We start from the raw sequence: 23856 nt of genomic DNA on the forward strand, positions 1-23856 counted from the left end.
AGGGTAAGGTCCGGCGGCTAGAGGTCCACGAGGCAGAAAATCCTGTCGGCCTTGTGGAAAGACTCCGCCGTATGAAGTCCAAACGTCCCCGGAAGAACCGTCCGGCCGCGCCGCGCGCCGTGGTGATTGTCCCGGTCTTTATCTTGGCCGGCATGGCCGCCCCCGTCGGGGCGGGCGAAATCCTGACCAGCGACCGTACCCTGTCCGGCACCCTCGATGGCGCGCTCGGCAGCGGCTATCTGGTGCAGAGCGGCACGCTCACCATCAACAACGCCACCGTGACCAATTTCATCACGCAGGGCGGCACGGGCTCGGGCGGCGGCGCCGGCCTTGGTGGCGCGATCTTCATCAATTCCGGCGCGGCGGCGGTGCTGAACAGCGTCACCGTCGCCGGCAATGCCGCCATCGGCGGCACCGGCGGCAGCGGGCTTCTGGGCGGTGTGCTGAACGGGCTGATGACCTCCAGCGCCAATGGCAGCGCCGGCAGCAACGGGTCTGTCTTCGTCGACAATGTGGTGCTGCTCGGCGATGGCAACGGCAACGGCGTGGGTGGTGGCAATGCGGGCAATGGCACGGCGGCCAGCGCCGGCTTCGGCGGCAGCGGCGGCATCGGCGGCCACGGCAGCGATGGCTGGTCCACCAATCCGAAGCTGATCTACGAGGTGACCCAGGCGACCATCGCGGAGGCGGTGGCGATCGCCGAGGTGACGGCGGGTGCGGCGGAGGTGCCCCCCAATCCGGCACAGGCCACGGCGGCGGCCGCGGCACTGGTCGCGGCGACGGCCGCGCTGGGTGAGGCGACGGCGCAGCTCGTGGCCTGGGAACTGGCGAATAGCGATGGCTATGTCGGCCTCGGCGGCGATGGTGGCGCGGGTGGCATCGCCGGCGCCGGCAGCTTCGGTTTCGGCGGCGGCGCGGGTGGCAGTGGCGGTGCGGGCGGTGACGGCACGGGCGGCGCGCGGGATGGCCTCGGCGGCGATGGCGGCACGGGCGGCGCGGGCGGCTTCGGTGGCGGCGGTGGCCGGGGCGGGCTTGGCGGTGCCGGTGCCGTTATCGGCAGCGGCGGTGCGGGCGGCGCAGGCGGCTTCGGCGCGGGCGTGGGCAGCAACGGCTCCGGCAACGGAGCCTCCTCGGTCGCGGGTGGCGGCGGCGGCTCCGGCCTCGGTGGCGCGATCTTCGTGCGCGATGGCGGCAGCCTGACGGTCACCGGCAATTCCACCTTTGGCCGCAACAATGTGCAGGCGGGCGGCAGCCTGAATGGCGGCGCGGCCGGTGAGACGGCGGGCAGCGAGATCTTCATGATGCGTGGCTCCACGGTGGAATTCGCCGCCGGCGCCGGGAATGTCATCACCATCAATGGCGGCATCGCCGATGACAGCTCCGCCAATGTCAGCTTCGGCGGCGTGCCGGTCGGCGCGGGCGCGAGTGTCACCATCAGCAGCGGGCTGACGGTGTTCAACGGGGCCAATACCTATACCGGTCAGACCATCATCACCGGTGGCGCGCTGCGGGCGCAGGATGGCGTCGGCCTCAGCGCCAATAGCAACCTGAACCTGGCCGGCGGTGTGCTGGAATCGAGCGGCGTCTTCGACCGCTTCACCGGCACCTATGCCGACCGCGTGCAATGGACCGGGTCGGGCGGCTTCGCCGGCGTGGGGGATGGGCTGACGGTCCGGCTGAATGCCGGCGCTGCCCTGACCTGGGGGCAGGACAGCTTCGTCAGCGGCAGCAATGCGCTGATCTTCGGCTCCGCCACCGGCACCGCCGACGTCACCTTCGAGAACAGCATCAACCTGGCCGGCACGACGCGGAACATCCATCTCGGCCATGGCACCGACGTCAACACCACGCTGTCCGGCGTACTGTCCAATGGCGGGCTGACGCTGACGGCGGACAATAACGGCGCGCAGCTGATCCTCACGGGCACCAACACCTATACGGGCGCCACCACCATCACCGGCGGCACGCTGGCCTTGCAGGGCACGGGCAGCATCGCCCAGTCCAGCAGCGTCACCATCGGTACCAACGGCACACTGGATATCAGCGGCACCACCGCCGGTGCCAGCTTCGTCACCCTGGCGGGTGATGGCGGCCTGGCGCTCGGCGCGCGGACGGCGACGGTGACCAATGGTAGCACCACCTTCGGCGGCGTGATCTCCGGCACCGGCGGGTTCACGGTCGCGGGCGGCACCCAGATGCTGACCGGCATCAATACCTTCAGCGGCGCCCTGACCATTGACAGTGGCGCGGTGCTGGCGCTGTCCGGCGCCGGCAGTGTCGCCGGGGCCTCGGGCGTCGAGGCCAATGGCCAGTTCAACATCGCCGGCACCACCGCGGGCGCGACCATCGCCACCCTGTCCGGCAATGGCTCCGTCACGCTGGGGGCGCGCAGCCTGACCATTGATGATGGCTCCACCAGCTTCTCGGGCGTCATCAGCGGGTCGGGCGGGCTGACCGTGGCGGGCGGCACGCAGACGCTGGCCGGCACCAATACCCTGACCGGTACGGTCCTGGTGCAGGAGGATGCGACGCTGGCCTTGTCCGGCGGCGCCATTGCCAGCGCGAGCCTGGTGCAGGTGGACGGCACCTTGGATGTCTCCGCCAATACCAGCACCAATATCACCACCCTGTCGGGCAGCGGCGATGTGGCGCTGGGCACGGCGGCGCTGCGCATCACCAATGGCAGCACCACCTTCGCCGGTGACATCCAGGGCGCGGCGGGCAGCGCGCTGACCATCGCGGGCGGCACGCAGACCCTCAGCGGCACCAATACGATGGCGGGCGCCGTCACCATCGACAGCGGTGCGGTGCTGGCGCTGACCGGCACGGGCAGCATCGCGGCGGCCTCCGGCGTCGCCGCCAATGGCGGCTTCGACATCTCCGCCACCACGGCCGGTGCCAGCATCACCACGCTGTCCGGCAGCGGCACGGTGGCGCTTGGCGCGCGGACGCTGACGACCACCAACGGGTCCAGCACCTTCGCCGGCGCGATCGGCGGCACCGGTGGGCTGACCGTCTCCGGCGGCACGCAGACGCTGAGCGGCACGAACGGCTTCACCGGTGCGGCGACCATCGCCGATGGCGCGACGCTGGCACTGACCGGCACAGGCAGCATCGCCGCGGCTTCGCAGGTGCAGGCCGATGGCAGCTTCGACATCTCCGCCACCAGCGCGGGCGCGAGCATCACCACCCTGACGGGCACGGGCGATGTGGCGCTGGGCGCGCAGCGGCTGACGGTGACCAATGGCAGCACCACCTTCGCGGGCGATATCGCTGGCACGGGCGGGCTGACGGTCAGCGGCGGCACGCAGACGCTGAGCGGCGCCAATAGCTTCACTGGCACCGCCGTGGTGAACAGCGTTGCCGGCCTCTCGATCACCGGCACGGGCAGCGTGGCCGATGCCGCACGGGTGCAGGCGGATGGCGAGTTCAACATCGCCGGCACCAGCGCTGGCAGCGCTATCCGCAGCCTGTCGGGCAGCGGCTTCGTGGTGCTGGGCGCGCAGACCCTTTCGGTGACGGCGGGCGGTGACGATTTCGCCGGCAATATCCTCGGCACCGGCAATCTGAACGTGAGCGGCGGTACGCAGGCCCTGTCCGGCAGCAATGCCATGACCGGTCAGGTCGTGGTGGCCGATGGCGCCCGGCTGAACATCCTGGGCAGCGGCAGCATCGCCAGCGCCAGCCAGGTGGAGGCGGCTGGTCAGTTCGATATCGCCAGCGCCACCAGCCCGGTGCAGATCCGCACCCTGACGGGCACGGGTGATGTGACGCTGGGCGCGCAGACCCTGCGCATCACCGCCGGCAGCACGGAATTCGGCGGCGACGTCTCCGGCACCGGCACGCTGGCGATCGGCGGCGGCACGCAGCGCCTGTCCGGCAGCAACAGCCTGACTGGCCTCGTGCATGTGGAATCGGGCGCGACCCTGCAACTGACCGGCACGGGCAGCATCGCCACGGCGTCGGAAGTGCGGAGCGACGGCGTGTTCTCGCTGGCCAATACCAGCAATGGCGCCTCCATCACCACGCTGTCGGGCGGTGGCGTGGTTCTGCTCGGCGCGCGGGACCTGGTGGTGACGGCGGGGAGCACGACCTTTGCCGGCGGCATCGCCGGCAGCGGCGGCGTCACCATCACCGGTGGCACGCAGCGGCTCAGCGGCCAGAACATCTTCCAGGGTCCGCTGACCATCGGCGCCAGCGGTGCGCTGGACCTGCTGGGCACCGGCAGCGTCGCCGAGGCCAGCCGCGTCGATCTGGCCGGGCGCCTCGACATCTCCGGCACCACGTCGGGAGCCTCCATCACCACGCTGACCGGCGCGGGCGTCGTGGCGCTGGGCGCGCAGACCCTGACGGTGACCAACGCCTCCACCGACTTCGCCGGCACCATCGGCGGCACGGGTGGCTTCGCGGTCAGCGGCGGCACGCAGATGCTGAGCGGCCTCAACACTTATTCCGGCGGCACGCGCGTCAGCAACGGCACGCTGGTCGTGGCCAGCGATGCGGCACTGGGCGCGGCGTCCAGCGGCGTCACCCTGCAGGATGGGCGGCTGCGCTTCCTGACGGACACCTCCTCCGCCCGTAACTTCACCATGGGCGGCCAGGGCACGGTCGATACCAATACCCGCAATATCACCCTGTCCGGCACCATCGGCGGCAGCGGCGGGCTGGTGGCGGATGGCGGCGGCGTGCTGACCCTGACCGGCGACAACAGCTACGCCGGCGGCACGCTGGTGATCGGCGGCACAACGCTAGCGGTTGGCAAGGACTCGGCGCTGGGCGCGCCGGAGGGCGCCGTGGTGATCGACAATGGCAAGCTGTTGGCGCTGGCCGACTTCGCCTCCACCCGCGCCATCCAGGTGAACACCGCGGGCGAGATCGATGCCAATGGCTTCGTCCTCAGCCTGAGCGGCCCGATCAACATGCAGCAGACGGGTGCGCCGGATGTCGTGCTGTTCAACGGCGATGCGACGGTGCAGGGGCCGATCACGGTGGACTCGACCGGCCTGACCGTGCTGTCCAATGCCACCCTGCGCGGCACGGGCGAGGTCTTCACCAACACCACCATCAACGGTGTTTTGGCGCCGGGCCAGAGTCCTGGCACCCTGACCTTCCTGGCGCCGCTGACCATCTCCTCCAGCGGCACCCTGCGGCTGGATATCGATGGCACGGGCACCGGCACGGGCGCGGGCAATTACAGCCGCGTTCTCCTGAGCGGCAGCGGCAGCAGCTTCACCGCCCAGGGCGGCACCATCGTGCCGCTGCTGCGCGGGATCAGCGGCGATGCCAGCAACAGCTACTCCCCGCCGGTGGGCCAGGGCTTCAACGTGGTGCAGGCCGACGGCGGCGTCTTCGGCAGCTTCGCCAGCCTGACGCAGCCGGAGGGGCTGCTGGCCGGCAGCCGCTTGGATGCGCTCTACACCGACCAGGCCTTGACGCTGTACGTCACGCCCAGCAGCTACACCAACCTGAACCCCTTCGGCGTCGGGCTGACGCCGAACCAGGCGCAGGTCGGCCTCGGGCTGGATGCGCTGCGCCCGACGCCGGGCCTGCGCACGAATGCGGAAACGACGGCGGTGCTCGGCACGCTGTTCAGCCAGGTGCCCGCGGCGCTGCCGCCGCTCATGACGCGGCTCGCCGGCACCATCTATGGCGACGCGCTGATGGTCGGGATCGACCGCAGCCGTGGCTTCGGCGAGGTCATCGCCGACCAGGCCGCGGCGCGGCGCGGCCTGACCGGACAGGCGACCGCCAGCGGCGACGGGCGGCGCACCGCCTGGGCCACGGGCTTCGGCGGCAATGCCCGCTTCGACGCCACGGGTGACACCGGCTATCGCAACAGCACCAGCGGCATGGCGGCGGGCGCGGATATCCGCCTCGATAGCGGCATCCTGGTCGGCATGGCGCTGGGCGGCAGCAGCGGTCGCATCAGCTCCTCCGCCACCGATGCGCGGGTTTCGGGCGAGATGGTGCATGCCGCTCTCTATGGCGGCTGGAGCGGCGAATCCGTCTATATCGATACCCAGCTCGGCCTGAGCCATGCGGAGGTGAATGCGCGGCGCAATCTGGGCCTGAACGGGTTGACCGCGCATGGTTCCGCCAGCGGCTTGGGCGGCAGCGCGGCGATTGAGACCGGCACGCGGCATCGCTTCGGCAACTGGCAGATCCAGCCCGGCATCGGCCTGCGCTACGACGCGCTGTCCCGCGACCGGCTGACCGAGGATGGCGCCAGCGTGCTGTCCCTGGCGGTGGAGGACAGCCAGGCCAGCAGCCTGCGCGCCACCGCCGGCTTCCGGGCCGAGACCAGCATCATGCTGGGCGAGGGCTACCACCTGCGGCCGCATCTGCGCTTGCATGTGGCGCAGGAGATGGGCGACACGGAAACCCGCACCACCTCCGCCTTCGTCGGCGCGCCGGGCGCGGCGATGGTAGCGCGGACGGCCGATCGTGGCCGCACCGCTGGGCTGGCGGGGCTGGGCGCGGAACTCGCCTTGCCGAATGGGCTTGCGCTGTTCGCGGGCTATAGCGGCGCGGTGCAGCAGAACGTCTCGAACCATGCCGGCTCCGTCGGCCTGCGGTTCCAGTGGTGAATGAGGGGTAGGGGGGTAAGCCATGCGCGGTTTCACCAGACTGACGGCGCGGCGCCCCTGGGCGCTGGCGGCCGGACTTGCCGGCCTGCTCGGTACCGTCCTGCTCTGGCCGCTGGCCGGGCCGGTGGCCCAGCCGGCGGGTCGCGCCCCGGCGCCAGCGGCGGCGCCCGCCCCGCCCGCCGCCCCCGCCACGCCGGAGGGGCCGGAAAGGACCAGCGCGCAGTTCGGCGACTGGTCGGTGAACTGCACCGGCCGTGCCCCGGCGCGAAGCTGCGAGATGGTGATGGCGGTGCGCGACCCGGCAAGGCAACTCGCCGCCGCCCTCGCCATCGGCCGTGTCGCGCGGGAGGCTCCGCTGCGGCTGGTGGCGCAGGTGCCGGTGAACATCCGGGTCGCGCAGCCGGCGCGGCTGGCGATGGAGGGGACGGAGGCGCTGCCACTACCCTTCCAGACCTGCAACCGCCTGGGCTGCTTCGCCGAAATCGAGTTGCGGGATGAGATATTGCGCCGGCTGCGCGCCCGCCCGGCGGAGCAGGTGGCGCGGCTGGAATGGCGCGATGCGGCGGGGCAGGAGGTGGCGCTGCCAATCTCCTTCCGCGGCTTCACCGCAGCGGCGGAGGCACTGGGCCGCGAGTCGCGCTGAGCCCGGCGTGGAAAATCGCGCCACAGGCCGAAACCGTTACGCGGGCACGGCTTGCACGGCGCCCGCCGCCCATGGGATGGAGAGGCAGCGTCGACCGGGGCATGGGGTTCCGGCACAGGAACAGACCGCTCTGCCAATGGATTTCCGCTGATGTCGGGCCTGATGCAGGGCGAGAACGGCCGGGAATTACGCCGTCGTCTGCGCCAGCAGCAGCTCATCTCCGCCTTCGGGCGGGAAGCCTTGCGCGGCGCCGGGCTGGACGGGTTGTTGCAGGATGCTGCGCGCGCGGCAGCGGAAGGGCTGGATACCGACCTTTCCAAGGTGTTGCAGCACGTCCCCACGGAACAGGCGCTGCTGATCGTCGCCGGGGTGGGCTGGGGGCCGGATGTGGTGGGCGTGGTGCGCTTCGGCACCGACCTCGAATCCCCTGCCGGCTTCGCGCTGCGCACCGGCGCCCCGGTGATCTCCAACCATCTGGGCGGGGAGGGCCGCTTCCGCACCCCGCGCCTGATGGTCGAACACGGTGTGCGCCGCGCGGTGAACGTGCTGATCCGCGGTGAGGCCGGCGCGGCGCCCTTCGGCGTGCTGGAAGTGGACAGCCGCGATGCGGAGGAGGAATTCTCCGACAGCGATGTCGATTTCCTGCAAGCCCTGGCCAATGTCGTGGGCCTGGCCATCGACCGCGACCGGGACCGCCGTGACCGTGACCTGCTGACGCGGGAGGCGCATCACCGCGTCAAGAACAGCCTGCAGATCGCCCAGACCCTGCTGCGCCTCCAGCTCCGGGAGGTTGAGGATCCGGAGGCCAAGCGCCAGCTGGAACAGGCCGCCCGCCGCATCATGACCATCGGCGCGGTGCATGAAAGGCTGTTCTCCGGCCCCGCCATCGGCCTGGTGGTGGTTGCCACCTATCTGCGTGGACTGGTGGAGGATCTGCGCGCCTCGCTCGGAGTCGGCGATGGCGGTCGGCCGCTGGCGCTGGAAGTGACGCCGGCGAGTGAGGAGGCCGTCTGGGACGGGGACCGGGTGACGACGCTCGGCCTGGTGGCGACGGAGCTGGTGACCAATGCCTTCAAATACGGCCGCGGCACCGTGACCCTGCGCTTCGAGATCGCCACCCTGACCGGCGCCGGCACGCTGGTGGTGGAGGATGAGGGCGATGGCCCGGCCCAGGGGACCGAGCAGGTCAAGGGCGGCCTCGGCATGCGCATCCTCAAGACGCTGCTGCGCGGCGGTGGGCTTGTGGCGGAACGACCCGGCCCGGGCCGCTTCCGCTTCATCGCCACCCTGGCGCCGCCACCGCCGGCCAATGGCGCGCAGTAGCCGCCGGGCCTGACATCAGGCGAAGGCGGCGCGCCGCATTCGCCTGATGAGCCGCTTCCTCAGCCGAAGATATCCGCCGGGCTGTCCGCGCGCAGGCTGTCGCCCAGCTCCCGACCCATCCGCGCCGCATCGGCCGGGGCGCCCCACAGCTTGCGCTTCAGCAGGAAGGACCCGTCGGCGCGGGCCACCAGCCCGGTCAACTGCAATTGGCCATCGTCCAGCAGCCGGGCATGGCCGCCGATCGGGGTCCGGCAGGACCCGTCCAGGGCGCCGAGCAGGCCGCGTTCGGCGGCGCTGACGCAGGCGGCGTCGCGATCCTCGATGGCGGAGAGCAGCTCACGCAGCTCCACGTCATCGGCGCGGACGGTGACGCCGACGATGCCCTGGCAGGCGGCCGGCACCATGACCTCCGCATCCAGGACCACCGCGGCCTCATGCGCCATTTCCATGCGCTTGAGCCCGGCGATGGCCAGCAGGGAGGCCTGCGGCCCGCCTTCCGCCCGCACCTTGGCCAGGCGCATCTGCACATTGCCGCGGATGATCTCCACCCGCAGATCCGGGCGGGCATGCAGAAGCTGGCTCTGCCGGCGGATGGAGGCGGTGCCGATCAGCGCGCCCTGTGGCAGGCAGGCATAGGGGTCCTCGGCCGCCATTCCCTCAGCCGTCCGGCCGAGCACGATGGCGTCGCGGTTGTCCTCCCGCTGCAGGGCGCAGGCGAGGACGATGCCGGGTGGCAACTCCGTCTCCAGGTCTTTCATGCTGTGGACGGCGAAATCCACGCGGCCATCCAGCAGCGCCTCATGGATTTCCTTGGCGAAGAGGCCCTTGCCGCCGATATCGGCCAGGCGCCGGTCCTGCACCTTGTCGCCGGAGGTGGCGATGACGCATTCCTCGAAGGCGTTCACCTGGCGCAGCAGGGGGCACACCTTGGTGATGAGGCCGAGGAAGTGCCGGGTCTGCCACAGCGCGAGGGGGGAGCCACGGGTACCGACCCGCAGCGGCAGGGTCCGCGTGGTGTTGCGGTGCTGCGGGGAATGGCCGTGGATCGCGCCGCGCTTGCGCATCGCCTCGGCGGCGGTGGAGTCCTGGGAAGATAACAACATGCTCAGGCGTCTCCACGCGAGGTCGAGGCAGGATGGTCGAGGCGCGGGCCTGCGAGGCCCATAAGATGCGCCATGTCCTTCAAGAATATCTTGATATGGGTCAAAGGACTTGGCCGGGAGAGTTCCTTGTTCATATAGGCCTCCCAGGTCAGGCGCTGGACGTCCTTGTCCTGGCAGATCGCAACGAACTTCTCGCGGCGCTTGTCCGACGAATACCAGAAATACTGCATGATCCCGAGGATCAGGAAGACGCGGCCATGCGCCTTCATGAAGCGCTTGCGCGCCGTTGCCAGCGCGCTGGCGCGGCCCGTGGCGCAGAATTCCGCCGCTGAATCGGCAGCCAGGCGGCCGCAGAGCATGGCGTAGTAGATGCCTTCGCCGGAGGAAGGTGCCACGACGCCGGCGGAATCGCCCGCCAGCACCACGTCGCGGCCATTGTCCCAGCGCTTCAGCGGCTTCAGCGGGATTGGCGCACCCTCCCGCCGGATCGTCGCCACCTTGTCGAGCCCGGTGGCGGCGCGCAGCTCGCCCACCGATCCGCGCAGCGAGAAGCCCTTATGGGCCGAGCCTGTGCCGATGCTCACCTTGTCGCCATGCGGGAAGATCCAGGCGTAGAAATCCGGCGAAAGCTTGCCCTGGTAGAAGACATCGCAGCGCAGCGGATCGTATTTCGGCGCCTGGTCGGTCGGGGCCTCGACGATCTCATGATAGGCGAAGACGCAGGGGATCTTCTCCGCGCCCTTCACCGACTGCTTCGCCACCTGGCTGCGCGCGCCATCGGCGCCGATGATGCAGCGGGTGCGCAGGCGCTGTTCCGCCGTGTCGCCCTTCGCGGTGTAGACGATGACGGCCATGCCATCGGCATCGTGCTCGATGCGCTGGAACTCGCCGGTCAGGCGCTCGGCCCCGGCCTCCGCCGCGCGAACCCGCAGGAACTCGTCAAAGGAGGCGCGTTCCACCATGCCGACATAGCCGCCGTCGATCGGCATATCGACCTCGCGGTCGGAGGGGGAGATCATGCGCGCGGCATTCACCCGGGCCACCAGCAGATGCGCCGGGATATCGAAATCGCGGATCAGCCGGGGCGGGATGGCGCCGCCGCAGGGCTTGATCCGGCCCGCCTTGTCCAGCAGGGCCACATGGCGCCCCTGCCGTGCCAGATCATGCGCCGCGGTGGCGCCGGCGGGACCGCCGCCCACCACCACGACGTCGAAGGCCTGTTCCAGGCTCATGCGCGTTGTCCCCCCATCAGCGACGGGACCTTGCCCGCGCTGGTCCTTGGCGTTGGCGCGCGCCCGATGCGCAGCGCCAGCATCGCCGCGGCGAGGAACAACCCCGCATCGGCCAGAAATACCGTGACGTAGCCACCCTGGGCGCTGCCGGTCAGCAGCCGCCCCGCATCCAGCACCAGCGTGCCGGCCAGCCCGCCGGCGCCGAAGGCCACGGCCTGCGCCGCGCCGAACATGCCCATGCGCACGCCCTGCCGCGCCGGATCGCCCTGCGAGACCAGCTGCATCATCGCGGCAATGGCCGCGGCGGCGAAGGCGCCGTTGGCCAGGCCCAGGGCGAAGAAGGTCTCGGCCAGTGGAAAGGCCGCGCCGGCCATGCCGGCTCCGGCCAGCGCCACCAGCATCGCCGCCGCCGCGAGGCAGCCGGCCAGGACGCAGCCGCGCAGCACGGCCACCCGGCCGCCGGTCCGGCTGCCAATGAGGGCGATCAGGATCATCCCCGCCAGCACCCCCCCATGCTGGACGGAGGACAGCCGCGTGGTCTCGCCGAGCGACAGGCCGAAGACGGTGCCGGCGAAGGGCTCCAGCACCAGGTCCTGGGCGCTGTAGGCCAGCATGGAGACGAAGACGAAGATGGTGAAATGCCGCGCCACCGGCTCCGCCCAGACTTCCTTCAAGGCGGGCAGGAAGGCGCTGCGGCTGCTGGCGGGCGGCGCGGCGCGGCTGGGTCCCTCGATTCCCGCCACCGCGACAAGCGCCAGCAGGAAGGCGAGAAGGGACACGCCGGCCGAGACCGCCACAAGGCGCGGCCCCGAATAGGGATCCAGCAGCCGGCCGGAAATCGCCGTGGTCAGCACGAAACCCGCGATCATCATGATCCAGACGAGCGAGGCAGCCGCCGGCCGCCGTGCCGGGGCGACCCGCGCCGCCAGCAGCACCAGCAGCGAGGTACCGGCCGCGCCGACGCCCAGGCCGACCAGCAGGAAGGCGACCACCGCGAGCGCGATGCCGGGGATCAGCGCCGTGCCCATCCAGGCCGTCGCCACGGCGGCGATCACGCCGCCCAGTCCGAGCACCGCCATGCCGCCTACGATCCAGGGCGTGCGCCGCCCGCCCTGGTCCGAGCCATGGCCGAGTCGCGGTCGCAGCATCTGCACCGCGTAATGCAGCGCCACCAGCACCCCCGGCAGGGAGGCGGGCAGGGCGTGTTCCACCACCATCACCCGGTTCAGCGCCGCCGTGGTCAGCACCACCACCGCGCCCAGCGCCGTCTGCACCAGGCCGAGCCGCACAATGCCGAGCCAACCCAGGGGCGCGAGGGTCGCGTTCATGGCGCCAGCGCCACGGCGGCGGCCATCATGCCCGACACATACAGCGCGATGCCGGTGCCATTGTACCAGGGCGCCAGCCCGCGCGGATCGCGCAGCAGCTTCCGCATCAGCAGCAGTTGCGCCAGCAGCGAGGCCGCCACCAGGGTCGCCGAGATGGGCGAGTCCCAGGCCGCCAGCAGCGCCACGACCACCGCCTGCGGCAGCGCCATGAACAGGCAGGCCACCTTCGCCGCCCGCGCCGCGCCGAGGATCACGGGCAGGGAGCGCAGGCCGAAGCGGGTGTCGCCCTCGATCGACTTGAAGTCGTTCAGCGTCATGATGCCATGCGCGCCGAGCCCGTAGAGCACGGCCACCGCCACCACCTGGGCATCCGGCGCCGCGGCGGAGAGCACGGCCACGGCGGTCAGCCAGGGCAACGTCTCATAGGACAGGCCGCAGGCGAGGTTGCCCCACCAGCCATTCTGTTTCAGGCGCAGCGGCGGCGCGGAATAGATCCAGGCCATCACCACCGCCAGCACGGTCGCCGCAAATCCCCAGGGACCCAGCGCCGCGCCCAGCAGCAGGGAGGCGAACGTCCAGAGCAGGGCGACATACAGCCCGGTCAGCCCCGGCAGGCGGCCGGAGGGAATCGGCCGGTTCGGCTCGTTGATCGCGTCCACATGGCGGTCGAACCAGTCATTCACCGCCTGGCTCATGCCGCAGACCATGGGGCCGGTGAGCAGCACGCCCAGCGCGATCAGCGGAAAATGCTCCAGCACATTGGCGCCGGAGGCCGCGACGCCGCAGCCAAAGGCCCACATCGGCGGGAACCAGGTGACCGGCTTCAACAGCTCCAACACCGCCGCCGGCTGAAGCCGGGGCGTGGAAAGGCCGAGACTGGTCACCGGATTCGCCATGCGCCTATCCCTGCTGCTCGTCGAGGTCGCCGAGGCCGTAGCGCCGCAGCTTCACGTAGAGGCTCTGGCGGCTCAGCCCGAGCATCTCGGCGGCGGAGGCGCGGTTGTCGCCGGTCAGCTCCAGCGCGGCCTCGATGCACAGGCGCTCGATCGCATCGGTCGCCTCCCGCACCAGATCCTTCAGCGGCACCCGGCCGATCAGCTCGGTAAGCTGTTCGACGGAGCGTGTGGCGCCTTCCGCGGCGCGCGCGGCCGGGCGCGAGCGTGGGCCGATATCGCGGATCTGGAAGCCGAAGCAGGGCTGCCCGCCATTCATCACGGAGACGGCGGAAATCTCCACCTCCACCTGCCCGCCAAGCTCCCCCTGCAGCGTGGTGGCATAAAGCCGCACGGCGCCGCGGTTCCGCAGATTGGACAGCAGCACTTCCAGCTCCACCCCCTGGTGCCCGATCCAGCGGTCGAGCGAGGCGCCGCGCGCCTGCTCCTCGCTGGTCAGCTGGGCCATGTCGAGGAAGGCGGCATTGGCGGTCAGGATCTGCGCGCCGGAATCGGTGACGACAAAGCCGTCCGGCGCCACTTCCATCACCTTGAGCTGCTTGCCCTGCGCGTCGGCCAGGCTGGCCGGGGCCAGTCCGGGCGTGGACAGGCGCAGCAGGAACAGCAGCCCACCCTCCTGCCGGAAGGTGGAGGCGGAGACGACCACCGCTTCGCCGCCCTCGGCCAGATGGGCGGTGACGTCATCGGCGCGCCCGGCGCTGCGCACCGTGGCGAGCAGCGCCTGCACGGCGGCGCGGCCGCTGGCATCGAACAGCTCGCTCAGCGTGCGGCCGGAGCTGCGCTTGGCGCCGCTGCCGAACAGCCGCTGCGCGGCGGGGTTGGATTCCAGGATACGCTGCTGCTCGGCATCCAGGATCAGCACCGGGTCCATCGACATCTGGAACAGCAGCCGGTAGCGGGTTTCCGCCTGGCGCAGGCGGGAATAGTCCCGCTCCATGGATTGCTGCACCTCCACCAGGCGCTGCTGCAATTGCGACAGCGGCCGCAGGTCGCGCCCGAACACCACGCGCCGCCCGGCCGTGCCCAGCGGCGCGGTGGAGCAGAGCAGCGGGATGGAGGTGCCGCGCGACGAAAGCTGGTTCACATGGCGCCAGCGGGCCTGTTCCGGCGGCGGATCGGCCGTCAGCAGGGCTTCCACCTTCTGCCGGCTGTCCTTCGCCACCGTTTCGATCCAGGGGCGGCCAAGCCAAGCCTCCGGCCCCTCAAACTCCCGGGCCAGCTCGGCATGGCTGAAGGCCAGGTCGCGGATGATGCCGGCCTCGTCAAGCACGAGCGCGATATCCGCGGCGGCCGCGATCAGTCCCGCCGCCGCATCCGCGTCGAGTGGGCCGAGCGACGTCCTTGGTGTAGCGAAGGTCTTCACGGAACACAGCGTCCTTCATCCCAAGGGTCCCCTCCCCAGCCGAGCCTCCTGAACGTCACTGCCGCACACTCAAATCGGCCGGGGTGGCCCCGGACAATCCAGCCGGGGCGGCCCCCGGATTAGGCTTCCCGCATCAGCAGCGCCAGCAGCGTTTCCGCCTTCAGCGCGGCCTGTTGACCATCCGCCGCCGTCGCATCCGCGCCGACCAGCGCGGCGAGCTCCGGCCGTTCGTTGAACACCCGTCCGCCGACGAGCACGCCGATCTGCGGATTGCGCGACGCCCGGCGGACATCCCGGATGGTGCCCGCCAGCACCTCCAGCCGCTCCTCGCCCGCCACCGACAGGCCGATGGCGGCGAACCACTGCCGGCGGACCATGGCTGCCAGTTCCTTCGACGTACCGCCGGTGCCGGACACCACCTCCCACCCCTGGCGGCGAAAGAACTCGCCTACCATGAGCAGGCCGAAGCTGTGCTGTTCACCCGGGACCGGCGCCAGCAGCACCCGCCGGTCGGTATCGGCGCGGCCGAGTCGCGGCTGGAACGAGGCGCTGTTCTCCAGCACCACCTGCTGCAGGCAGCACAGGCCGATGGTCACCGCGGTGAAGTCGCAGCGATCCTGTTCCCAGAACTCGCCCAGCCGGCGCGCCACCGGGGCCAGCAGGTCCAGATAGATGCGTTCCAGCTTCATGCCCCGCGCGGTCAGCCCGCTGACATAGGCGAGCGCCCCGCCGAGATCGCCCTGCATGGTCAGGCCAGCGAGGACCGAGACATCTTCCTCCCGCGGCATGCTGGCGGCGGGGCTGTCGATATAGGCGGGGGTATTGGCCTCGCGCCGTGACAGAACCAGGCGCGGAATCACTTCCATCTCCAGCGTCCGTGCCAGCAGCGCCACGCGGCGCCGTTCAGCGCGGGCGGGGGTGGTGGGTGGAGGTGCGCGGGAGATGCCGCGGCGTTCGCCGCCGGCGGGTTCACGCGCCGAAAGCGGGGCGGAGATCGCCTCCGGCTTCGATGTGGCGCATTCCGCCGTGTGAGATGTGGCCATCATTGGCTTCGCGGACATTGCCCCCTCCGGTCGTTGCAGTTGAGCCTCAGCGCCCTGGCGTGTCAATCATGATTTACGTCAATCGTGCTTGACACTCGAAGCGGCTGGCCTCTAGCCTCCCTGAACAGACGCGGTGTGGGGGAGAAAACGATGCGCAATGAAAGGGCCGAAACGGCCACGGAGCGCGGATTTCTCGGATACTTCCCCCATCGCGGGCTGTCGGCCAGGGGCTTCGACAGCCTTCTGGTGACAGCGGACCGCCTTTGACGGAGGGTTGTCAAGCCATGCTTACAACGAACAGCCTGTCCGGATTGCTTGACGCATGGGATGCCGCCCCCTGGGGGGCCACGGCCGGCCGCAGCGCGCGGCACAGGATGGAGGCCGCGGAGCGCCGCCGCCCGCTCTACACCGCGGAAGAACGGCGCCGCCGCGACGCCACCCCTTGGACCTTGGTGCAGGGCGTGCTGGCGCCGATCCAGTTCGCCGCCTTCCTGGTCAGCCTTGGTCTGGTGCTGCACTTCCTGGCCACCGGCGAGGGTCTGGCGGTGGCCACAGCCTCCGTCGTGGTGAAGACGCTGCTGCTCTACACCATCATGGTGACTGGCTGCGTCTGGGAGAAGGTGGTGTTCGGCCGCTACCTGTTCGCTCCCGCCTTCTTCTGGGAAGACGTCTTCAGCATGCTCGTGCTGGCCCTGCACAGCGCCTATCTGCTCGCCGTCTTCACCGGCTTCGGGGATGGCCAGGGGCAGATGCTGCTGGCGCTGGCCGCCTACGCTGCCTACGTCGTCAACGCCGCGCAGTTCCTGATGAAGCTGCGCGCCGCACGACTGGATGAGGCCCGCGCGACGGCCCGCGGCGTGACAGCATGAACGCCGCGGCCGCCCTTCCCCAGCTTGGTTGCGCCGACGCGCCCGTGCTGCGGGAGCGTGGCCAGCGTGAGGTGTTCTGCGGTCTGACTGGCATCGTCTGGTTGCACCGCAAGATCCAGGACGCCTTCTTCCTGGTCGTCGGCAGCCGCACCTGCGCACATCTGCTGCAATCCGCTGCCGGCGTGATGATTTTTGCCGAACCGCGCTTCGCCACCGCGATCATCGATGAGCGGGATCTCGCGGGTCTCGCCGACTGCAATGCGGAACTCGACCGCGTGGTGACGCGGCTGCTGGAGCGGCGGCCGGATATCCGCATGCTGTTTCTGGTCGGCTCCTGCCCCAGCGAAGTCATCAAGCTCGATCTGTCACGCGCCGCGCAGCGCCTGTCACAGCGCTTCCTGCCGCAGGTCCGCGTGCTGAACTATTCCGGCAGCGGCATCGAGACCACCTTCACCCAGGGCGAGGATGCCTGCCTCGCCAGCCTGGTGCCGGAAATGCCGGCGGAGCCCGGCGCCGCGCGATCCCTGCTGGTGGTTGGCGCGCTGGCAGAAGTGGTGGAGGATCAGTTTCTTCGCATCTTCGCCGCGCTGGGCGTGGGGCCGGTGCGCTTCCTGCCATCGCGACGCGCGACGGAACTGCCGGCGGTTGGCCCCGGCACGCGCTTCCTGCTGGCGCAGCCCTTCCTCGGTGACACCGCGCGGGCGCTGGAAGCCCGCGGCGCGACGCGCATCGCGGCGCCATTCCCGCTCGGTGTCGAAGGCACCACCGCCTGGCTGGCGGCACCCGCCGAAGTTTGGGGTACGGCGCCGGCGCGAATCGCGGAGGCAACATCCAGCGCCTCCGCCCGCGCCAGCGCCGCACTGGGTCGTATTCGCGAAAGGCTATCGGGCAAAAGCATCTTCTTCTTCCCGGACAGCCAGTTGGAAATTCCACTCGCGCGCTTCCTGTCGCGCGAGTTGGGCATGCAACTGATGGAAGTCGGCACGCCCTATCTGCACCGCCAGCATCTGGCGGAGGAGCTGGCGTTGCTGCCGGATGGCACGATGCTGTCGGAGGGTCAGCATGTGGACCGGCAGCTCGACCGTTGCCGCGCGCAGCGGCCGGACATCACCGTCTGTGGCCTCGGCCTCGCCAATCCGCTGGAGGCGGAGGGGCTGACGACCAAGTGGTCCATCGAGCTCGTCTTCACGCCGATCCAGGGCTACGACCAGGCCGCCGATCTCGCCGAACTTTTTGCGCGCCCGCTGCTGCGGCGCGCGAAGCTGGCGGTGTAGGGCCATGCAACTCGCACTCTGGACCTATGAGGGACCGCCACATATCGGGGCGATGCGCATCGCCACCGCGATGGAAGGCGTGCATTACGTGCTGCACGCGCCGCAGGGCGACACCTATGCGGATCTGCTGTTCACCATGATCGAGCGGCGCGCCAAGCGCCCGCCCGTCACCTACACCACTTTCCAGGCACGCGACCTGGGCGGCGACACGGCCAATCTGTTCCGCGAATCCGTGCTCGACGCCTATGCCCGCTTCAAGCCGCAGGCGATGTTAGTGGGCGCGAGCTGCACGGCGGAGCTGATCCAGGACGATCCGGGTGGTCTGGCCAAGACGCTCGGCCTGCCGATTCCCATCGTGCCGCTGGAACTGCCCGCCTATCAGCGCAAGGAAAACTGGGGCGCGTCCGAAACCTTCTACCAGCTGGTCCGCGCCTGTGCCGGCCCGCATGTGCCGCCGCCCGGTACGGTGCGGACCAAGAATGCGAAGCCCCGCTGCAATATCCTTGGCCCCACCGCGCTCGGCTTCCGCCATCGTGACGATGTACCGGAAGTGGAGCGGCTGCTGGCCGCCCTTGGCATCGAGACGCATGTGATCGCCCCGATGGGCGCGACGCCGGCCGATCTCGCCACGCTGGGCGAGGCCGATTTCAACGTCGTGCTCTACCCGGAAGTCGCCGGCCAGGCGGCCGCCTGGCTGCGCCGCAGTTTTGGGCAGCCCTGCACCACCGTCGTGCCGATCGGCGTCGGCGCGACGCGGGATTTCGTGCAGGAGGTCGCGAAGCTTGCAGGCGTGCCGGCTACCACGCCATCTGGCGCATTGCGTCTGCCTTGGTACTCACGCTCCGTGGACAGCACTTACCTGACCGGCAAGCGCGTCTTCATTTTCGGCGATGCGACGCATGCCATCGCCGCCGCGCGCGTGGCGCAGGAGGAAATGGGCTTCAACGTCGTCGGTCTCGGCAGCTATTCGCGCGAATTCGGCCGCGAAATCCGTGCCGCCGCCGCGCTGCATGGCGTGGAGCCTTTGATCACCGACGATTATCTGGAGGTCGAGGCGCAGATCGCCGCGCTGCAGCCGGAGCTGGTGCTGGGCACGCAGATGGAACGCCACGTGGCCAAGCGCCTTGGCATTCCCTGCACGGTGATCTCCGCACCGGTGCATGTTCAGGATTTTCCGGCACGGCATTCGCCGCAGATGGGAATCGAAGGCGCGAATGTGCTGTTCGATACCTGGGTCCATCCGCTGATGATGGGCCTGGAGGAACATCTGTTGGGCATGTTCCGCGAGGATTTCGAGTTTCATGACGATGCGCGTGCGAGCCATCTTGGCCATGCCGCGCCGTCACAGTCGGGCAGAGAGGCCGCGCCCGCCGCGCAGCCCATGCCCGTGCCCGCGGCGGAGACTCCCCACTCCGCCGCGGGCGCCCTTTCCCTTAGCTGGGGTCATGACGCGGAGAAAGAGCTGAAGAAGATCCCCTTCTTCGTCCGCGGCAAGGCCCGGCGCAACACCGAACGCTTCGCGCAGGAACGTGGCATCGGCACCATCACCATCGAGACGCTCTACGACGCGAAGGCGCATTTTTCGCGGTGAGATATTCCTCTCGCCGCCGGACCGGAGGGCCTTATGCCTGAGGGTATGAATTGGCACGCTGCGACCACGATGCGTATCGTCGTTGTCACCATGGACAGCCACCTTGCCGGGGCCATGATGCAGGCGCGCGAGGCTTTGCGGCGCGATGTGCCTGGCCTGGAGATCGCCGTGCATGCCGCCGATGAATGGGGCACGGATTCGGCGGCCCTGGCCGCCTGTCATGCGGATATCGCGCGTGGTGACATCGTCATCGCCACCATGCTGTTCCTGGAAGATCATATCAATCTGGTGCTGCCGCAGCTTCAGGCTCGGCGCGATTCCTGCGATGCGATGGTTTGCTGCCTGTCGGCTGGTGAGGTGATGAAGCTGACCCGCATGGGTCGCTTCGACATGGGCGCCGAGGCCCGCGGCATGATGGGCCTGCTGAAGCGCCTGCGCGGCAGCAAGAAGGGCGGGGCAGCCTCCTCCGGCAAGGGCCAGATGAAGATGCTGCGGGAGCTGCCGAAGCTGCTGCGCTTCATCCCCGGCACGGCGCAGGATGTGCGGGTGTATTTCCTGGCGCTGCAATATTGGCTGGCTGGCAGCCAAGCGAATCTCGGCAATCTCGTGCGGCTGCTGGTGAATCGCTACGCCGCCGGACCGCGCGCCGCGCTGGCTGGTTCACTGAAGGCGGCGCCGCCGGTGGAGTATCCCGAAGTCGGGCTGTACCACCCGCGCATCCCGGGCCAGGTGACGGACCGCCTCTCGCAACTTCCGGCGCGGGGCGGCCAGGGCACGGTCGGGCTGCTGATCATGCGGTCCTATGTCCTGGCCGGCAACGCCGCGCATTATGATGGCGTGATCACGGCGCTGGAGGCGCGCGGCCTAAACGTGGTGCCCGCCTTTGCCAGCGGGCTCGACAACCGTCCTGCCATCGAGACCTACTTCCTGCGTGATGGTGTGACGACGGTGGATGCGGTGGTCTCGCTCACGGGATTCTCCCTGGTCGGCGGCCCCGCCTACAATGATGCGCGTGCGGCGGAGGAGACGCTGGCGAAGCTGGATGTGCCCTACATCTCCGCCCATCCACTGGAATTCCAGACGCGGCGGCAGTGGGAGGCCGATCCACGCGGCCTTCTGCCGGTGGAAGCGACCATGATGGTCGCGATTCCGGAGCTGGATGGCGGCATCCTGCCCATGACCTTTGGCGGCCGCAGCGGTGACGCGCCGGATGGCACGCCCGGCAGCCGCGACATGGTCTCCTACAACGAACGCGCGGCCACTTTGGCGGATCGCGTGGCGCGCCTGGTGGCGCTGCGGCGTTCCGCCCGCGCCGATCGTCGCGTTGCGGCCGTGGTGTTCAACTTCCCGCCCAATGCCGGCAATACCGGCACCGCCGCCTATCTTTCGGTGTTCCAGTCGCTGTTCAACACGCTGCGCGCGATGCAGCTGGCCGGCTACACGGTCGAGATGCCGAGGGATGTGGACGCACTGCGCCGCGCGATCGTGGAGGGCAATGCGCAGCAGTTTGGTGCCGTGGCCAATGTCGCGGCGCGCATCTCGGCGGATGACCATGTGCGGCGGGAACCGCACCTGGCGGAGATCGAGCGCATATGGGGTCCGGCGCCCGGCCGCGCGCAATCGGATGGCGCCAGCATCTTCGTGCTCGGTGCGCAGTTCGGGAATGTGTTCATCGGCGTGCAGCCCGGCTTCGGCTATGAGGGCGACCCGATGCGGCTGCTGTTTGAGCGCGGCTTCGCCCCGACTCATGCCTTCAGCGCTTTCTACCGCTGGATCCGCGAGGATTTCGGTGCCCATGCCGTGCTGCATTTCGGCACGCATGGCGCGCTGGAATTCATGCCGGGTAAGCAGGCGGGGCTCTCCGCCGCCTGCTGGCCGGACCGGCTGATCGGCGACCTCCCGAACCTGTATCTGTACGCCTCGAACAACCCCTCGGAGGGCATGCTGGCGAAGCGGCGCGCGGGTGCCTCGCTCATCAGCTACCTGACGCCGCCGGTGACGAGCGCCGGGCTGTATCGCGGCCTGCTCGACCTGAAGGCAACGTTGGATCGTTGGCGCGCGCTGGAGCCTGATTGCGACGAGGGCGTGCGCGCATCGCTCGCTGAGTTGGTGCAGGCGCAGGCGGCAGCGGTGGATCTCGTGCCGGCCGAGCCCGCCTGGGATATGGCGGAAGCGGCGGGCGTGATCCAGCGCCTGGGCAACCAGCTGCTGGAACTGGAGTATACGCTGATCCCGCATGGCCTGCATGTGGTGGGCGAGGTGCCGGATGCGGCGCAGCGCAAGGATATGCTGGACGCGGCCGGGGTGGTCGAGCCGGCAGAGTTCGCGCGGCTCGACGCGCTGCTGGCCAAGGATCACGAACTGCCGGCGATCCTGCATGCGTTGGACGGCGGCTATACCCGCCCTGCGCCCGGTGGCGACCTGCTGCGTACCACCGATGTGCTGCCGACGGGACGCAACCTGCACGGTTTCGATCCCTTCAAGATTCCCTCCGCTTTCGCGGTGAAGGACGGTGCGCGGCAGGCGGACCGGCTGCTCGCGAGGCATGCGGCGGATGGCAAGGGGCTGCCGGAGACGGTGGCGATCGTGCTGTGGGGCACGGACAACCTGAAGACCGAGGGTGGCCCCATTGCCCAGGCGCTGTGGCTGATGGGCGCGGAGCCGCGGCATGACAGCTATGGTCGTCTCACCGGCGCAAAGCTGGTGCCGCTGGAACAGCTCGGCCGCCCGCGCATTGACGTGATGGTCACCCTCTCCGGCATTTTTCGCGACCTGCTGCCGCTACAGACCAGGCTGCTCGCTGAGGCTGCGCTGCTGGCGGCGAGCGCTGAGGAGCCGGTCGATCAGAACTACATCCGCAAGCACGCCCTGGCGCATATCGCGCAGCATGGCGGCGAGATGGCGCAGGCGGCGCTGCGGGTGTTCGGCAATGCGGATGGTGCCTATGGCACCAATGTCAACCAGATCCTCGATGCGGGGCTTTGGACGGATGAGGATGAGCTCGCCGAGGCCTATGTGAAGCGCAAGGGCTTTGCCTACGGCGTGGATGGCAAGGCAGCGCGGCAGGACAAGGTTCTGACGCAGCTTCTCGGCTCCGTCGATGTCACCTACCAGAACCTCGACAGCGTCGAGGTTGGGCTGACTACCATCGACCAGTACTTCGACACACTCGGCGGCATGAGCCGCGCGGTACGCCGCGCGCGCGGTGGGCAGGAGGCGTCGGTCTATGTCGGCGACCAGACCCGCGGCGAGGGCACCATCCGCAGCGTGGCGGAGCAGGTGGCGCTGGAGACGCGGACGCGGGCGTTGAATCCAAAATGGTTCGAGCCGCTGTTGGCGCATGGCTATGAAGGCGTGCGTCAGATCGAGGCGCAGGTGACCAACACCGTGGGATGGTCCGCGACGACCGGCCAGGTGGCGCCCTGGATCTACCAGAACCTGGCCGAAACCTACATGCTCGACCCCGCCATGCGCGCGCGCCTTGCCGCGCTGAACCCGACCGCTTCCGCCAAGATCGCCAACCGGCTGATCGAGGCGCAGGAGCGCAGCTACTGGCAGCCGGACGCCGAAACGCTCGCCGCACTGCGCCGCGCGGGTGAGGAACTTGAAGATCGGCTCGAAGGCATTACCGAGGAGATGGCGGCATGACCGTGATCGTACGACCGCGGCCCGATGAGCGCCTGATCGGCGATGGCGACGGCAGCGTACAGGTGCACATGCACGACCCGCTGAAGATCGATGGCGCCAAGGTCTTTGCTGTCTATGGCAAGGGCGGCATCGGCAAGAGCACGACCTCCTCCAACCTGTCGGTAGCCTTCGCGAAGCTGGGCAAGCGGGTGCTGCAGATCGGCTGCGATCCCAAGCACGACAGCACCTTCACCCTGACAGGTCGCATGATCCCGACCGTGATCGATGTGCTGGATGGCGTCGGCTTCCATTCCGAGGAGTTGCGCGCCGAGGATTTCGTGGTGGAAGGCCGCCATGGCGTGATGTGCGTCGAGGCCGGCGGCCCGCCTGCGGGCACGGGGTGCGGCGGATATGTGGTGGGCCAGACGGTGAAGCTTCTGAAGGAGCATCATCTTCTGGAAGACACGGACATCGTCATCTTCGACGTGCTCGGCGACGTGGTGTGTGGTGGCTTCGCGGCGCCGCTACTGCATGCGGATCGCGGCGTGATCGTCGCGGCGAATGATTTTGACAGCATCTTCGCCATGAACCGGATCGTGGCGGCAATCAAGGCGAAGTCGCAGAATTACGGCGTGCGGCTAGGCGGTGTGATCGTCAATCGATCCAAGGACACCGACCAGATCCAGAAATACAACGATGCGACCGGCATGAAGATGCTGGCGCATCTGCCGGACCTCGATGTCATCCGCCGCTCCCGCCTCAAGAAGGCGACGCTGTTCGACATGGAAACCTCGCCAGAGGTGGAGGGCGTCTGCAACGAGTATCTGCGCCTGGCCGCGGGCCTGTTGGCGGGCGTTACGCCGCTGGATGCGACGCCGCTGAAGGACCGCGAGATCTTCGACCTGCTGGGGTATGACTGA

Annotated in this window: 14 protein-coding genes; 8 read left to right on the forward strand and 6 right to left on the reverse strand. The window is 69.4% G+C overall.

Features of this window, described 5'->3' with window-relative positions; translation table 11 throughout:
* The first annotated feature begins 71 nt into the window (after window positions 1–71).
* From ACVFYP_RS15345 to ACVFYP_RS15355, 3 genes are all read left to right on the forward strand, one after another.
* On the forward strand, window positions 72–6587 hold the full coding sequence (locus ACVFYP_RS15345; RefSeq protein WP_499201060.1) for an autotransporter-associated beta strand repeat-containing protein: 6516 nt from the start codon (window positions 72–74) through the stop codon (window positions 6585–6587).
* 22 nt (window positions 6588–6609) lie between these two features.
* Window positions 6610–7230, forward strand: coding sequence for an invasion associated locus B family protein (locus ACVFYP_RS15350; protein ID WP_499201061.1), 621 nt, complete (start codon window positions 6610–6612; stop codon window positions 7228–7230).
* A 150-nt stretch (window positions 7231–7380) separates the two neighbouring features.
* Window positions 7381–8553 (forward strand): sensor histidine kinase, encoded by a 1173-nt coding sequence (locus ACVFYP_RS15355; RefSeq protein ID WP_499201062.1) that lies wholly within the window; start codon window positions 7381–7383, stop codon window positions 8551–8553.
* A gap of 59 nt (window positions 8554–8612) precedes the next feature.
* Here ACVFYP_RS15355 and hemC read toward each other — a convergent pair whose 3' ends face one another.
* The 6 genes from hemC to ACVFYP_RS15385 form a co-directional block, all read right to left on the reverse strand.
* The gene (hemC, locus tag ACVFYP_RS15360; RefSeq protein WP_499201063.1) at window positions 8613–9656 is read right to left on the reverse strand and encodes a hydroxymethylbilane synthase; all 1044 of its coding nucleotides are present in this window, start codon (window positions 9654–9656) and stop codon (window positions 8613–8615) included.
* A 2-nt stretch (window positions 9657–9658) separates the two neighbouring features.
* Window positions 9659–10888, reverse strand: a complete 1230-nt coding sequence (locus tag ACVFYP_RS15365; protein ID WP_499201064.1) for a geranylgeranyl diphosphate reductase — start codon at window positions 10886–10888, stop codon at window positions 9659–9661.
* Window positions 10885–12216, reverse strand: a complete 1332-nt coding sequence (locus ACVFYP_RS15370) for a BCD family MFS transporter (RefSeq protein WP_499201065.1) — start codon at window positions 12214–12216, stop codon at window positions 10885–10887. The genes ACVFYP_RS15365 and ACVFYP_RS15370 overlap by 4 nt, the downstream gene beginning before the upstream one ends.
* On the reverse strand, window positions 12213–13112 hold the full coding sequence (gene chlG / locus ACVFYP_RS15375) for a chlorophyll synthase ChlG (RefSeq protein WP_499201066.1): 900 nt from the start codon (window positions 13110–13112) through the stop codon (window positions 12213–12215). The genes ACVFYP_RS15370 and chlG overlap by 4 nt, the downstream gene beginning before the upstream one ends.
* Before the next feature lie 4 nt (window positions 13113–13116).
* Window positions 13117–14532 (reverse strand): transcriptional regulator PpsR, encoded by a 1416-nt coding sequence (ppsR, locus tag ACVFYP_RS15380; RefSeq protein WP_499201067.1) that lies wholly within the window; start codon window positions 14530–14532, stop codon window positions 13117–13119.
* A gap of 119 nt (window positions 14533–14651) precedes the next feature.
* Window positions 14652–15593, reverse strand: coding sequence for a cobalamin B12-binding domain-containing protein (locus ACVFYP_RS15385; RefSeq protein ID WP_499201068.1), 942 nt, complete (start codon window positions 15591–15593; stop codon window positions 14652–14654).
* A 266-nt stretch (window positions 15594–15859) separates the two neighbouring features.
* On the opposite strand from ACVFYP_RS15385, the gene bchF reads away from it, so the two are divergent.
* Genes bchF through bchL form a run of 5 tightly spaced genes read left to right on the forward strand, consistent with a single transcriptional unit; the run spans window position 15860 to window position 23856 of the window.
* Complete coding sequence (gene bchF / locus ACVFYP_RS15390) at window positions 15860–16444, forward strand: 2-vinyl bacteriochlorophyllide hydratase (protein WP_499201069.1); 585 nt, start codon at window positions 15860–15862, stop codon at window positions 16442–16444.
* Window positions 16441–17718 carry a ferredoxin:protochlorophyllide reductase (ATP-dependent) subunit N gene (locus ACVFYP_RS15395; protein ID WP_499201070.1) on the forward strand — a complete coding sequence of 426 codons (1278 nt, stop codon included), beginning with the start codon at window positions 16441–16443 and terminating at the stop codon, window positions 17716–17718. The genes bchF and ACVFYP_RS15395 overlap by 4 nt, the downstream gene beginning before the upstream one ends.
* Before the next feature lie 4 nt (window positions 17719–17722).
* On the forward strand, window positions 17723–19309 hold the full coding sequence (gene bchB / locus ACVFYP_RS15400; RefSeq protein ID WP_499201071.1) for a ferredoxin:protochlorophyllide reductase (ATP-dependent) subunit B: 1587 nt from the start codon (window positions 17723–17725) through the stop codon (window positions 19307–19309).
* Window positions 19310–19354: 45 nt separating this feature from the next.
* A complete protein-coding gene (locus ACVFYP_RS15405; protein WP_499201278.1) occupies window positions 19355–22957 on the forward strand; it encodes a magnesium chelatase subunit H in 3603 nt (1200 codons plus the stop codon).
* Window positions 22954–23856 carry a ferredoxin:protochlorophyllide reductase (ATP-dependent) iron-sulfur ATP-binding protein gene (gene bchL, locus ACVFYP_RS15410; protein ID WP_216838745.1) on the forward strand — a complete coding sequence of 301 codons (903 nt, stop codon included), beginning with the start codon at window positions 22954–22956 and terminating at the stop codon, window positions 23854–23856. The genes ACVFYP_RS15405 and bchL overlap by 4 nt, the downstream gene beginning before the upstream one ends.

The organism is Roseomonas sp. F4 (genome assembly GCF_053891155.1).